Annotated in this window: 13 protein-coding genes; 8 read left to right on the forward strand and 5 right to left on the reverse strand. The window is 67.7% G+C overall.

Translation table 11 applies throughout. The annotated features are described in order from the left end of the window. Positions 1-13 precede the first annotated feature (13 nt). Positions 14-2,797 (reverse strand): [protein-PII] uridylyltransferase family protein, encoded by a 2,784-nt coding sequence (locus N5I32_RS06410; protein ID WP_261494559.1) that lies wholly within the window; start codon positions 2,795-2,797, stop codon positions 14-16. A 127-nt stretch (positions 2,798-2,924) separates the two neighbouring features. Here N5I32_RS06410 and N5I32_RS06415 point away from each other — a divergent pair, with 127 nt between their 5' ends. The 5 genes from N5I32_RS06415 (at position 2,925) to N5I32_RS06435 (ending at position 7,451) form a co-directional block, all read left to right on the forward strand. Beyond that, on the forward strand, positions 2,925-3,398 hold the full coding sequence (locus tag N5I32_RS06415) for a YbaK/EbsC family protein (protein ID WP_261494560.1): 474 nt from the start codon (positions 2,925-2,927) through the stop codon (positions 3,396-3,398). A gap of 110 nt (positions 3,399-3,508) precedes the next feature. Continuing rightward, complete coding sequence (locus tag N5I32_RS06420) at positions 3,509-3,943, forward strand: DUF2852 domain-containing protein (protein ID WP_261494561.1); 435 nt, start codon at positions 3,509-3,511, stop codon at positions 3,941-3,943. A gap of 145 nt (positions 3,944-4,088) precedes the next feature. Beyond that, positions 4,089-4,925 (forward strand): arginyltransferase, encoded by an 837-nt coding sequence (locus N5I32_RS06425; RefSeq protein WP_261494562.1) that lies wholly within the window; start codon positions 4,089-4,091, stop codon positions 4,923-4,925. Between the two features lie 223 nt (positions 4,926-5,148). Beyond that, positions 5,149-5,754: a TRAP transporter small permease subunit gene (locus N5I32_RS06430; RefSeq protein WP_261494563.1), complete on the forward strand. Its 606-nt coding sequence runs from the start codon at positions 5,149-5,151 to the stop codon at positions 5,752-5,754. Further along, positions 5,751-7,451: a TRAP transporter large permease gene (locus N5I32_RS06435; protein ID WP_261494564.1), complete on the forward strand. Its 1,701-nt coding sequence runs from the start codon at positions 5,751-5,753 to the stop codon at positions 7,449-7,451. Before N5I32_RS06430 ends, N5I32_RS06435 begins: the two co-directional genes overlap by 4 nt. An 81-nt stretch (positions 7,452-7,532) precedes the next feature. On the opposite strand, the gene N5I32_RS06440 is transcribed toward N5I32_RS06435, so the two are convergent. From N5I32_RS06440 to gstA, 4 genes are all read right to left on the reverse strand, one after another. Continuing rightward, the gene (locus N5I32_RS06440; RefSeq protein ID WP_261494565.1) at positions 7,533-8,633 is read right to left on the reverse strand and encodes a TRAP transporter substrate-binding protein; all 1,101 of its coding nucleotides are present in this window, start codon (positions 8,631-8,633) and stop codon (positions 7,533-7,535) included. Between the two features lie 130 nt (positions 8,634-8,763). Next, a complete protein-coding gene (locus N5I32_RS06445) occupies positions 8,764-8,994 on the reverse strand; it encodes a tautomerase family protein (protein WP_261494566.1) in 231 nt (76 codons plus the stop codon). Between the two features lie 7 nt (positions 8,995-9,001). After that, positions 9,002-9,388 (reverse strand): nuclear transport factor 2 family protein, encoded by a 387-nt coding sequence (locus tag N5I32_RS06450; RefSeq protein WP_261494567.1) that lies wholly within the window; start codon positions 9,386-9,388, stop codon positions 9,002-9,004. A 1-nt stretch (position 9,389) separates the two neighbouring features. Next, on the reverse strand, positions 9,390-9,995 hold the full coding sequence (gene gstA / locus N5I32_RS06455) for a glutathione transferase GstA (protein ID WP_261494568.1): 606 nt from the start codon (positions 9,993-9,995) through the stop codon (positions 9,390-9,392). 124 nt (positions 9,996-10,119) lie between these two features. Between gstA and N5I32_RS06460 the strand changes: the two genes are divergently transcribed. The 3 genes from N5I32_RS06460 to N5I32_RS06470 all read left to right on the forward strand — a co-directional run bounded on the left by N5I32_RS06460 (position 10,120) and on the right by N5I32_RS06470 (position 13,536). After that, positions 10,120-10,476 (forward strand): winged helix-turn-helix transcriptional regulator, encoded by a 357-nt coding sequence (locus N5I32_RS06460; RefSeq protein ID WP_261494569.1) that lies wholly within the window; start codon positions 10,120-10,122, stop codon positions 10,474-10,476. Between the two features lie 94 nt (positions 10,477-10,570). Further along, on the forward strand, positions 10,571-11,485 hold the full coding sequence (locus N5I32_RS06465) for a calcium/sodium antiporter (RefSeq protein ID WP_261494570.1): 915 nt from the start codon (positions 10,571-10,573) through the stop codon (positions 11,483-11,485). A 296-nt stretch (positions 11,486-11,781) separates the two neighbouring features. Further along, positions 11,782-13,536 carry an acetolactate synthase 3 large subunit gene (locus tag N5I32_RS06470; protein ID WP_261494571.1) on the forward strand — a complete coding sequence of 585 codons (1,755 nt, stop codon included), beginning with the start codon at positions 11,782-11,784 and terminating at the stop codon, positions 13,534-13,536. Positions 13,537-13,547: the final 11 nt, after the last annotated feature.

Here is a 13,547-nt window from a genome sequence, read left to right on the forward strand (position 1 = left end):
CCGCTCCGTCCGATCAGCCGCCGGGCAGCGGCAAGTGGCGCCCGACGATCGCTGCGACGGTTGCGACAGTATCGGCCAGACGGGTGCGGAGTCCATCCAGATCCGGCGTGCCCGTCTCGCGCAGCAGGAAGGCTCGCCCGCCCTCGCCCAGTGCGGCCATGTCGAGGGGCCGGTCGCTGAGGAGCCGCCCGCCCGCCTGAAGCCGCCAGAGGAAGCGGTATCCCGATTGCAGCGCCGCCTCCTCCTCCTTCGTCAGCAGCCCCGCGCGCAGGCCGGCGCGCAACTGCGCCTCGACCCGGCGGGCGGGATCGGCGGCCAGAAGCGTCACCGTCTGCGCCAGCAGTTCCAGGTCCTGCAGGCGGCCGGGGCCGATCTTGGCCTCCCAGTCACCATCGGGGGCCTTGGCGGCGAAGATGCGCTCGCGCATTCCGGCCACGTCGGCGCGCACCGCCGCGCCGCCCGCCTTGGACGCCAGAACCTCGCGCCGGATCGCCTCCACGTCGGCGGCCAGCTCGGGCGAGCCCGCCACTGGCCGCGCCCGCGTCAGCGCCAGATGCTCCCAGGTCCAGGCCTCGTTCATCTGGTAGTCGCGGAACCCCGTCAGCGCGGTCGCGACCGGCCCCTGCCGGCCCGAGGGGCGCAGGCGCATGTCGACCTCGTAGAGGTGCCCTTCCGACATCTGCGCGGTCAGCGCGGTGACCAGCGCCTGCGTGAGGCGCGCGTAGTACTGCCGCGCAGCCAGCGGGCGCGGCCCGTCCGAGGCGTCGACCCCGTCCGCGTCGTATATCACGATCAGGTCGAGGTCGGAGGCCGCGTTCAGACGTTCGGCGCCGAGCGAACCCATGCCCATCACCACCGCGCCCCGTCCCGGGGGCGCCCCGTGCTTGCGCGCGAATTCGGCCACGCAGGGCGGCCAGAGCGCCGCAAGGCAGGCCTCGGCCAGTTCGGCGTATTCGCGCCCCGCCGCCTGCGCGTCGATCAGCCCGCGCAGGTGGTGCACGCCCACCCGGAAATGCCATTCCTTGGCCCAGCGCCGCGCGGCGTCGAGCTTGCGCTCATAATCCGGGATCTCGCCCAGGCGCGCGTCAAGCTCGGCCCGAAGCGCCGGAAGGCCCGGCCAGGGGGCGAAAAAATCGCCGCCGATCACCGCGTCGAGCACGCCCGCATTGCGCGAGAGATAGGCGGCGAGCGCCGGTGCCGTTGCGCAAACGTCGACGATGAGGTCGATCAACTGGTGATTGGCCTCGAACAGTGAAAAAAGCTGCACCCCGGCGGGCAGTCCGCGCAGGAAGCCGTCGAACTGGCCCAGCGCCTCGTCGGGATTGGCCGCGCGGTCGAGGCGGGAGAGGATTTCCGGCTCCACCCGCTTGAAGATGCGCACCGCGCGTTCGGAGCGCAGCGCGGGATAGGCGCGCCAGCCGTCAACGACCGCCTGCATCTCGGGTCGGACCTGCGGGGCAGCGCGCGCCTCGCCCGGCGCGAAGAAGCTTTCGGTCAGTTCCGCCACCCGGTCGAGCCGGTCGCGCAGCACCCGGCGGAAGGCGTCGGTGTCGCCCTCACCCATCATCCGGGCGATCACGTCGAGCCCTTCGGGCGTGACCGGCAGCGCGTGGGTCTGCGCGTCGCCGACCATCTGCAGGCGGTGTTCGACCTCGCGGTGGTCGCGGTAGTGGCGCGTCAGTTCCACCGCCGCGGCTTCGGTGATCCAGCCCTTCCAGGCCAGCGCCGCCAGCGCGCCCACGGTATCGCGCTGGCGCAGGTCGGGGTCGCGCCCACCCGCGATCAACTGCCGGGTCTGGGTGAAGAACTCGATCTCGCGGATGCCGCCGGGGCCGAGCTTCAGGTCGCGCCCCTCGAGCGAGGAGCGCCCGTGCAGGCCCTTGTGGTCGCGGATCCTGAGCCGCATGTCGTGTGCGTCCTGGATCGCCGCGAAGTCGAGGTGCCGGCGCCAGACAAAGGGGGTCAGCGCGGCCAGGAACCGCTCCCCCGCCGCGATGTCGCCCGAGGCGGCGCGCGCCTTGATGTAGGCCGCGCGTTCCCAGGTGCGGCCCTGCGCCTCGTAATACTGTTCGGCGGCCCCCATCGAGATGCAGACCGGCGTGACCGAGGCATCGGGGCGCAGGCGCAGGTCGGTGCGGAAGACGTAGCCCTCGGGCGTCAAGTCCGACAGAATCGCGGTCATGCGCCGGACGATGCGGATGAAGGCCGCGCGCGCGTCCTGCACGTCGCCCGCGTCGAAGCGGGTGTCGTCGAACAGGCAAATCAGGTCGATGTCGGAGGAATAGTTCAGCTCCCCCGCCCCGGTCTTGCCCATGGCGATGGAGACGAGGCCCGCGGCGGTGGCGGCATCGTCGGGGCCCGCGCCGGGGATGCGTCCGCGGCGGATGTCGTCGGCCACCAGCGCCGTCATCGCGCGCGCCACGGCAGTGTCGGCCAGCCGGGTCAGCGCGCCCGTCACCTCCTCCAGCCGCCAGACGCCGCCGAGGTCTGCCAGCCCGGCGAGCAGCGCCACCCGAGCCTTGGCCTGCCGCAGCGCGCTGCCGAGCGCCTCGCTCCCCTGACCTTCGCCAAGGGAAAGCGCGTCATCGAGCGCGTCCTCGGGGCTCCCTGCCAGCGCCGCCTCGATCCAGTCGGCCTCGCGCGTCATCAGGCCGGCAAGATAGGGGCTGCACCCGGCCGTCCCCTCCAGAAGCGCGCGCAACTCGGGCGCAAGGCCCGCAAAGCGCGCGCGCGGCGCCTCGGTGCGGGCGGGGTCGTGCGGGATGGGGCAGCGGGTCAGGCGCGAGGCGAAGGTCATGGGGCGCACAGTAGCGGCCGCCGCGGCGGGGTCAACGGGCGCGCCCCGCGGCGGGCGGGCATTGCACTTCCCGCGCGCGCATGGGATGGCGGCCATGGGATGCCGGGGTGTCAGAGGGAAGAGCGCGATGAGCAAGAGCCTGAAACGGGTGGAGAACGCACTGGCCGAAGCCGGGGTCGATGTCCGTGTCGTCGAGATGCCGGGATCGACCCGCACCGCGGAAGAGGCCGCGGCGGCTGCGGGCTGCGCGCTCGACCAGATCGCGAAGTCGATCATCTTCCGTGGCGAGGCCTCGGGCCATGTCGTCCTTTTCATCACCGCCGGCGGCAACCGGGTCGATCCCGGCCGGGCAAGCGCGCTGGCCGGTCAGGCGCTGGGGCGGGCGGATGCCGACCTTGTCCGCGCCGAGACCGGCTTTGCCATCGGCGGCGTCGCGCCCGTCGGCCTGATCGCGCCCTTGCAGGCCTTCTTCGACCCGCGGCTCCTCGACTTCGCCGAGGTCTGGGCCGCCGCCGGAACCCCGCGCCACATCTTCGCCATCGCCCCGCAGAAGCTTCTGGAGATCACCGGCGCGACACCGGCGGATTTCGTTCAGCAGTAGCGGCGCAGCGGTGATGTTAAATTAATTTACTTCATGTCTTGACAGAGGCCCCCGGCGCTCCGATCTTCGGTCATGTGAAAGACATTCACATTCAACGCGGAGGACGCAAGATGACGACGATCGCGGCTTGGCCCGCCCGGGCCGAGACCTGGCTGGACGAACGGGGCAAGGGCGCATGGATCGCCGCCACGGTCCTGGCCTTCATCGTATTCTGGCCGCTGGGGATCGCCCTTCTGGCCTACATGATCTGGAGCAAGCGCATGTTCGGACACTCCTGCAGCCGCAGCCGCCACCACGACAGCCGCTGGGCGGGAGCCCGCCGGCACGGGTTCCGGTCTTCCGGCAACACCGCCTTCGACGCCTACAAGGCCGACACGCTCGACCGGCTGGAGCGCGAGCAGGAGGAGTTCGAGGCCTTCCTCAAACGTCTGCGCGAGAGCAAGGACAAGTCCGAGTTCGACCAGTACCTTGACGAGCGCGCCCGCGCCGCGCGGGAACGCGACGGCGGCGACGAAGAGAAAGACGGCAGCCGCGGCAGCTATTGATCGGCGCGCGCGACGCGACGGACGGATATGGGGCGGCCTTCGGGCCGCCCCTTGCCGCTTGCCGGACGGGAGTTGCCGTGACGAGGGGCTTGGCGGAAGCGAACTCCCTTGCTAACGTTCCGCCTGATGCACAACGGCCAGGACCATGCGCCACACGCTTCCCATCGCGCCCCAGTTCTATGTGACGGCGCCCCAGCCCTGCCCCTATCTCGACGGGCGGTCGGAGCGGAAGCTGTTCACCGCGCTGCAGGGCGAGAATGCCCGGCGGCTGAATGACGCGCTGTCGAAGCAGGGATTCCGCCGGTCGCAGAACGTGCTTTACCGCCCGTCCTGCGCGGAATGCACGGCGTGCCTTTCGGCCCGCATCCGCGTGGCCGACTTCACACCGAACAAGAGCCAGCGGCGCACGCTGCGGCGCAATGCCGATCTGAGGCGCGATGCCACCAGCCCCTGGGCGACGGAAGACCAGTTCGCGCTCTTCCGCCGCTACCTCGACAGCCGGCACGCCGACGGCGGCATGGCCGACATGGACATCTTCGAATTCGCCGCGATGATCGAGGAGACGCCGGTGAAAAGCCGCGTCATCGAGTATTCGGCCCGCCCCGGCGGCACCAAGGGTCCGCGCGTCCTGACCGCGGTCTGCCTGACCGACGTGCTCGATGACGGGCTCTCGATGGTCTACAGCTTCTACGAGCCCGACCGCGTGGCCGACAGCCTGGGCACCTACATCATCCTCGACCATATCGAGATCGCCCGCTCGATGGGGCTTCCCTACGTCTACCTCGGCTACTGGGTGCCGGGCAGCCGCAAGATGGGTTACAAGGCCAACTTCGGCGCGCTCGAGATCTACAAGAACGGCACCTGGCAGGACATCGGCCGGCCCGAGGATCACAGCGGCGAGACCCATCCCCTGTCCGTCGATCCCATCGCCGAACAGGTGGCCCGCATCGCGCTGCCCGAGGCGCATCCGCTTGGCGGATGAGGCATCCCCGATCCAAGGCCTTTCGGCGGGTCGAACCGTCCTGCCCTGCCCCAAGGTCAGCCAGATTCGCCATTGGCGATCCGGTGCTGCCTGTGCACAATTCGCCGCAGCCGGCAGAGAGCCGTTGACCGGAGGCACAGTTATCCGTTAATTGGTAAAAATTTCTAACCAGTTCCCGGAACGGGCAAGAACGCGCAGCAAGCGCCAGGGGAGGATACAAGCGATGCAACCACTTCTATCCCTTTCGCGAGGGATCGACCGGCTGAACGAGCGGATCGGAAAGGCGGTGATCTGGCTGATCCTGCTGGCGATCCTGGTCAGCGCGGCCAATGCCATCGTCCGCAAGGTATTCTCCACCTCGTCCAACGCCTGGCTGGAGTTGCAGTGGTACCTCTACGGCGCCGCCTTCATGCTGGCCGCGGCCTACACGCTGAAGGAAAACGAGCACATCCGCATCGACATCTTCTATGGCACGCGGTCGCGGCGCACGCAGCACTGGATCGACCTTGTCGGCCATGTCTTCTTCCTGCTGCCCTTCGTCGTGCTGATGACATGGATGCTGGTGCCCTATGCCTGGCAGGCCTGGAAGATCGGCCAGATCTCGACCAACGCGGGCGGGCTGATCATCTGGCCGGCGCGGGCCATCCTTGCGGGGGGCTTCGTCCTTCTCGTGCTGCAGGCGATCTCCGAGATCGTCAAGAAGATCGCGGTGATGCGGGGGCTGATCGATGACCCGCATCCCTTCGTGTCGCATCACCACGCTGCCGAGATCGAAGGCGCCGCGATGGTCGAGGACGCCGGCAAGCGCACGGGGGAAAAATCCGAATGATCGAGTTCATCGCCCTCAACATGGCGCCCATCATGTTCGCCTCGCTGGTGGTCTTCCTCCTGCTTGGCTATCCGGTCGCCTTCTCGCTGGCCGCCAACGGCCTCGTCTTCTTCGCCATCGGGGTCTGGCTGGCGCCGTGGTCGTCCAACACCATCACGCTCGACTGGCCGCTTCTCTTCACCATGCCGCAGCGATTGTGGGGGGTGCTGTCGAACGAGACGCTGCTGGCCATTCCCTTCTTCACCTTCATGGGGATCGTGCTGGAGAAATCCGGCATGGCGGAGGATCTGCTCGACACGGTGGGCCAGCTTTTCGGCCCGGTGCGCGGCGGTCTGGCCTATGCGGTGATCATCGTCGGCGCGCTGCTGGCCGCGACCACGGGTGTCGTTGCTGCCTCGGTCATCGCGATGGGCCTCATCTCGCTGCCGATCATGCTGCGCTACGGCTATGACCGGCGGCTGGCGACGGGCGTCATTGCCGCCTCCGGCACGCTCGCCCAGATCATCCCGCCCTCGCTCGTCCTCATCGTGCTGGCCGACCAGCTGGGCCGGTCGGTGGGCGACATGTACAAGGGCGCGCTGATCCCGGGGCTGGTGCTGACCGGCTTCTACCTCGGCTATGTCTTCCTTGTCTCGCTCGCCCGGCCGCAGTGGGTGCCCGCCCTGCCGAAGGAGGCACGCACGCTCGGCCAGGGCGTGACCTCGCTGATCGTGGCGCTTCTGGCCTGCATGGCGATCGGCTATGGCGCGCATGTCTGGCTGGCCCCCACCCATGGCGCGAATGCCGACATCCTGGGCGCCGCGGCGGGCGTGGCGGTGATCTATGCCTTCGCCGTCCTCGACCGTGCGCTGGGCCTTGGCGTGCTGAGCCGCCTCGCCGGTCAGGTGATCATGGTGCTGATCCCGCCGCTCGCGCTCATCTTCCTTGTGCTCGGCACCATCTTCCTCGGCGTCGCGACGCCGACCGAGGGCGGCGCGATGGGGGCGGTCGGCGCGCTGGTCCTGGCCGCGTCCAAGCGGCGGCTGACGATGCCGGTCGTGCAGCAGGCGCTGGTCGCGACCACCCGGCTCGCCTCCTTCGTCATGTTCATCCTGATCGGTGCGCGGGTCTTCTCGCTCACCTTCTACGGGGTGAACGGGCATGTCTGGGTGGAACACCTTCTGGTCGGGCTTCCGGGCGGGCAGATGGGCTTCCTCATCATCGTCTCGATCCTGGTCTTCCTGCTGGCCTTCTTCCTCGACTTCTTCGAACTGGCCTTCATCATCGTGCCGCTTCTGGCCCCCGCAGCCGAGGCGCTGGGGATCGACCTGATCTGGTTCGGCGTCATCCTGGGCGTCAACATGCAGACCTCGTTCATGCACCCGCCCTTCGGCTTCGCGCTGTTCTACCTGCGCTCGGTCGCGCCGCGGGGGTCCTATCTGGACAAGGTCACGGGCCAGCAGGTCGCCGGCGTCTCGACCGGCCAGATCTATTGGGGGGCGGTGCCCTTCGTGGTGATCCAGGTGGTCATGATCGCCGTCGTCATCGCCTTCCCCGGCATGGTCATGCACTACAAGGGCCCGGTGATCGACCCCTCGACGATCGAGATCAAGGTGCCGACGCTGCAACCGCTGGGCGGCGGCACCGGCGGCGGGTCGCTCGGCGGCCTGCCGACGCTGGGCGCGCCCCAGATCGGCGCGCCGGTGGTCAACCCCTGACCAGGGCGTCATTCGCGCAATGAAAAAGGCCCCGGAGTTCCGGGGCCTTTCCTTTCGGGCTTTCCCTGTCCGCGGCGCGGATCAGAGCTTGCCGGCCTGCTGCTGGCCCATCATGAAGACGTCGAAGTTGTATTCTGCGATCTGGGCCCAGAGATAGGCATCGCGCTTGAACGCGTTCTGGCTTTCCAGGATCTTCTTGAACGTCTCGTTGGTGGCCGACACCTCGGCATAGACTTCCTGAGAGGCGTCGTAGGCGGCCGAGAGCACGTCCTGCGGCATCGGGCGCAGCTGCGCGCCGTTCGCGACCAGCGACCGCAGCGCGGCGGGGTTCTTCCAGTCGTAGGAGGCCATCATGTTGGAGTTCGCCGCCTCGCAAGCGGTGGCGATGACCTGCTGGTAGTTGGCCGGCAGTTCGTTCCACTTGTCGAGGTTGACCAGCGTCGACAGCACCGGCGCGCCTTCCCACCAGCCCGGATAGTAGTAGTAGGGCGCGACCTTGTAGAAGCCGAGCTTCTCGTCGTCATAGGGTCCGACCCATTCCGCCGCGTCGATGGTGCCCTTTTCCAGCGAGGGGTAGATGTCGCCGCCCGCGATCTGCTGCGGCACCACGCCCAGCTTCTCGATGATCTTGCCGGCAAAGCCGCCGATCCGCATCTTCAGGCCCTGAAGATCGGCGGCGGAGTTGATCTCCTTGCGGTACCAGCCGCCCATCTGCACCCCGGTGTTGCCGCAGGGCAGGTAGTGCAGGTTCTGGGTGTGGAAGAACTCGTTCAGAAGGTCGATGCCGCCGCCGTAGTAGAGCCAGGCATTCATCTGGCGGTAGTTCAGACCGAAGGGCACGCAGGTGCCGAGCGCATAGGTCGGATCCTTGCCCCAGAAGTAGTAGGAGGCGGTGTGGCAGCTTTCCACCGTTCCGGCAGAAACGGCATCGGCCGCTTCCAGCCCCGGAACCAGTTCGCCGGCCGGGAACACCTGGAGCGTCAGGTTGCCTTCGGTCATCTCGGCGACGTACTTGGCCATGGTCTCGGCCGCACCGTAGATCGTGTCGAGCGCCTTGGGGAACGACGAGGTCACGCGCCAGTTGATCTTGGGGTTGGACTGCGCGACGGCGGGGGCCGCCAGGGCAACGGTGCCGGCTGCGCCGCCCAGCGCGGCCTTGGTCATGAACGAACGTCTATCCATCAGTAGGACTCTCCCGGTTGTTGTTGGCTGTCCGAAGCAGGTTGTTTCGGGACACCGAGAGAATAGACACATCCCCCCCTCGATCAAGCGCGCGATGGCCGCAAGCGTCGCAATGACGCCGGGTCATCATTCACTTCATCGGGACCCGGCCGCGATCCGCCCGCATGACGCGGCGATAGTCCTCGACCGGCAGGCCGCCTATGCCCCAGTCCTCCAGCGCGACCTCGTCGATGACGACGAAGGTGGTGGCGGGCGACTTGTCGAGCACGCGCACCAGAAGGTCGGTGACCCCCTCGATCAGCTTCGCCTTCTGCGCGGGGGTCGCCCCCTCGCGGGTGATCTTGATGTTCACGTAGGGCATGGTGTCCTCATCCGTTCAGGGGGTCGTGGTGGAAAACCTTGGAGATGATCTGCCAGCGCCCCTCGTCGAGGATCAGCGTCAGGCAGTCGGTGAAAAAGCGGTCGCCGAGGGCGCAGTTGACCTGCGCCACGGCCGTCGCCGGGCCGGCAAAGCTTACCGACAGGATGCGGTCGCGCCGCACCTCTGCGCGCGCGGCCGGGGCCGGCCGGGCCGCGACGACGGGGAAGTATTCCGCCATCGTCCGGTAAAGCAGCGCGCCCTCGCTGACCGAGGCATAGATCGCGCGCGGGTGGAAGACACGGGCCAGGCGGCCCGTGTCGGAGTGGTAAAGCCCGTCGAAATAGGTGTTCAGCACCTCGACGACGGCATCGAAGGGGGGCCGCGCCGACGACATCTCAGATCAGCCCCTCGGCCCGCATCGCCGCCTGCGCGGCCGGACGCGCGGCCACGCGGGCGACGAAGGCGCCAAGCCGGGGCCACGCGGCGAGCGAAATGCCGGTGAAATTCGCCCAGTTCGCGACGACGAAGGCATAGGCATCCGCCACGGTGAACTGCGCCCCCGTCAGATAGGCGCGGCCGTCGGCCAGCCGGGCCTCGAGCCAGTCGAACTTCTTCGCCACGTTCGCCCGCGCCGCGTCCTTCTCCGCCTCGTCGCTCGCCGGGTTGAAGAGCGGGCCGAAGGCGGTGTGCAACTCGGTCCCGGTGTAGTTCAGCACCTCGTTCACCCGCGCGCGCGCCAGGGTGCCGGGTTCGGGCGCCAGCACCCGCTCGCCCGCCGCATCGGCGACGAACTGCAGGATCGCGGGGCCCTCGGTCAGCACCTCGTCCCCGACCTCGAGCGCGGGCACCTTGCCCTTGGGGTTGATCGCCCAGTAGTCGGCGCCGCTTTCGGTTCTTTTCGCAGCACCGTCGACCCGTTCGACGGCAAAGGGCCGGCCGATCTCGTGCAGGACGATGTGGGAGGCCATCGAACAGGCGCCGGGGGAATAGTAGAGCTTCATGGTCCGTCTCTCGCTGGTGTTGTCGATGAAGGTTACATAGGACGCCTTGATTACCTTTGGAAACCATGCATCTTGCAGTAACCCACACTTTGCGGTATCCCCGCGGTAACCAGGTGAGGACCGGATGCCGCTGAAACGCCGCAAGAACCACGCGCCCAACCCGCTCTGCCCGCTGTCGGCCTGCATGGCGCTGATCGGCGGGGCCTGGACGCCCAACGTGATCTGGTACCTTTCCGGCGGCCCGCGGCGGTTCTCGGAACTCAAGTCCGACCTTGAGGACATCTCGGCCAAGGTGCTGTCCGCGCGGCTGAAGGAGATGGAGGAAAACGGCATCGTCCTGCGCCGCGTCATGCCGACCTCACCGCCCTCGGTCGAATATGAACTGACCCCGCTCGGGGCGGAGCTTCTGCCGGTGATCCGCACGATCGCCGAGGTCGGGCTGAAGCTGAAGACGGGGGCGGAACGCAGCCCCGCGGCCTGAGGCAGCCCGGCGTCGCGGGCCGATTTTTGCCGCCCGCCCCCTTGCAAAGCCTCGCCCCGCGCCAATCTCCTAGGCACGAGCGAGGGAGAAGACTTTGACCTATATCCTGTTCCTGGCGGGCCTTGCGGGCCTTCTGGTCGGTGGAGAGTTCCTGATCCGTGGTGCCGTCGGGCTTGCCCAAAGGTTCCATGTGCCGCCCCTGATCATCGGCCTGACCATCGTCGGCTTCGGCACCTCGACGCCGGAGCTTCTGGTCTCGCTCCAGGCGGCGCTCGACGGCGCGCCGGCGCTCGCCATCGGCAACGTCGTGGGCTCCAACATCGCCAACATCCTGCTCATCCTCGGCCTGTCGGCGATGATCGTACCCATGATGCTCGACTTCGCACGCCTGCGCCGCGACTTCGCCTTCATGATCGGGGCGACGATCGTGCTCTGGGTCATGCTCGGCGGCGGCGTGGTGTCCCGCCCGGAAGGGATGCTGCTGCTGGCCGGGCTTGGCGTCTACCTCTGGATTTCGCTCAAGGGCGCGCGGGAAATCCCCGAAGGCCCGGTCGTGGCCCGTCCTGTCTGGCAGACCGCGCTGATGGCGGTGGGCGGATTGCTCGTCCTGATGGCCGGAGCAAAGGCGATGGTCGTCAGCTCGACCGAGATTGCCCGTGCCTTCGGCGTGTCCGAGGCGGTGATCGGGCTGACCATCGTCGCGGTCGGAACCTCGCTGCCGGAAATGGCGACCTCGATCATGGCGGCCTTCCGCAAGCATCCCGAACTGGCCATCGGCAACATCCTCGGCTCCAACATCTTCAACATCCTCGGCATCCTCGGCGTCACCGCGACGGTCACGCCGGTCCCGGTGGACCCGCACTTTTCCGGCCTTGACATCGGCCTGGCGCTGGGCGCGGCGCTGGCCTTCCTGGCACTCGCGGCCCTTCCCGGCCGCGTGGGGCGTCTGGCGGGAACCGGCCTTCTGGCCAGCTACGCCGGATATCTGGCGCTGCTCGGGCTGGGATAGGCCCCGGCAGATTCGGTTTCTTGCGCGAAAACCGCAGGTGAACGCAACAAAAGTGCGACCGCCGGCGCCCCTGCGACACTTTATTCCCGATTTTGGCGGTTGACGCTGCAATCAAGCCTGCATAATGTCCGCCGCACAGCAGCAAAGGGCCGTTGGAAGCGATGGACGCGATCCTGGTACTTGTGGGGACGATGCGCATGGGCCGGTGACGGTTGACCAGAACGGTTCCCATGCGCCCCGGTCGGAAAAGCCCGGGGCTTTTTGTTGCAAGGCATGATGCGAGGATGGAGCGACAGATGTCAGGGCAGATGACCGGCGCGCGGATGGTGGTTCAGGCGCTGAGGGATCAGGGGGTCGACACGGTCTTCGGGTATCCCGGCGGCGCGGTGCTTCCGATCTATGACGAAATCTTCCAGCAAAACGACATCCGCCACATCCTTGTCCGCCATGAACAGGGCGCCGTCCACATGGCCGAGGGCTACGCCCGCTCGACCGGCAAGCCGGGCGTCGTCCTCGTCACCTCGGGCCCCGGCGCCACCAATGCCGTCACCGGCCTGACCGACGCGCTGATGGATTCGATCCCGCTTGTCGTGCTGACGGGACAGGTGCCCACCTTCATGATCGGCACCGACGGCTTCCAGGAGGCCGACACGGTCGGCATCACACGCCCCTGCACCAAGCACAACTGGCTGGTGAAGGACACCGACCGGCTGGCCGACACCATTCACCAGGCCTTCCACGTCGCCACCTCGGGCCGCCCCGGCCCGGTTCTGGTCGACATTCCGAAGGACGTGCAGTTCGCCACCGGCAGCTACACCGCGCCGAAGGCCGCCCGGACATCGCATTACCAGCCGAAGGTGAAGGGCGACATCGGCCTGATCACCGAACTGGTCGAGATGATGGAAAAGGCGGAACGCCCGATCCTCTATACCGGCGGCGGCGTCATCAACTCCGGCCCCGGCGCCAGCCAACTGCTGCGCGAACTGGCCGATGCGGCGGGCTTTCCGGTCACCTCGACGCTGATGGGCCTTGGCGCCTACCCGGCCAGCGGAAAGAACTGGATCGGCATGCTCGGCATGCACGGCCTTTACGAGGCGAACCTCGCGATGCACGGCTGCGACCTGATGATCAACCTCGGCGCGCGCTTCGACGACCGCATCACCGGCCGCATCGCCGACTTCTCCCCCCGTTCGAAGAAGGCGCATGTCGACATCGACCCTTCGTCGATCAACAAGGTCATCCATGTCGACATCGGCATCGTCGGCGACGTCGGCCACGTCCTTGAAGACCTGCTGAAGGTCTGGAAGTCGCGCGGCCGCAAGGTCAACAAGGAGGGGCTGGCGAAGTGGTGGGGCCAGATCGACCAGTGGCGACTGAAGAACTGCCTTGCCTACAAGGGCTCCGAAAAGACGATCAAGCCGCAGCACGCGCTGGAACGGCTTGAGGCGCTGACCAAGGGCCGCGACCGCTATGTCACCACAGAGGTCGGCCAGCACCAGATGTGGGCGGCGCAATACCTCGGCTTTGACGCGCCGAACCGCTGGATGACCTCCGGGGGCCTCGGCACCATGGGCTATGGACTGCCGGCCTCGATCGGGGTGCAGGTCGCCCATCCCGACGCGCTCGTCATCAACGTCGCAGGCGAGGCGTCGTGGCTGATGAACATGCAGGAGATGGGGACGGCGGTGCAGTTCCGCGCGCCGGTCAAGCAGTTCATCCTGAACAACGAGCGCCTCGGCATGGTGCGCCAGTGGCAGCAATTGCTGCACGGAGAGCGCTATTCGCATTCCTGGTCCGAAAGCCTGCCCGACTTCGTGAAGCTGGCCGAGGCCTTCGGCTGCGGCGGCGCCAAGGTGGACAGCCCGAAGGACCTCGACGACGCGATCATGGCGATGATCGAGTATGACGGGCCCTTCATCCTCGACGTGCTGGTGGAGAAGCATGAGAACTGCTTCCCGATGATCCCTTCGGGCAAGCCGCACAACGAGATGCTTCTGGGCGACGCCTCGACCGAGGGCGCGATCCAGGCGGGCGGCGCGGTTCTGGTCTGAGGCCCGCCGTC

The sequence above is a fragment of the Albidovulum sediminis genome, assembly GCF_025380365.1.
Classification (GTDB): Bacteria; Pseudomonadota; Alphaproteobacteria; order Rhodobacterales; family Rhodobacteraceae; genus Albidovulum; species Albidovulum sediminis.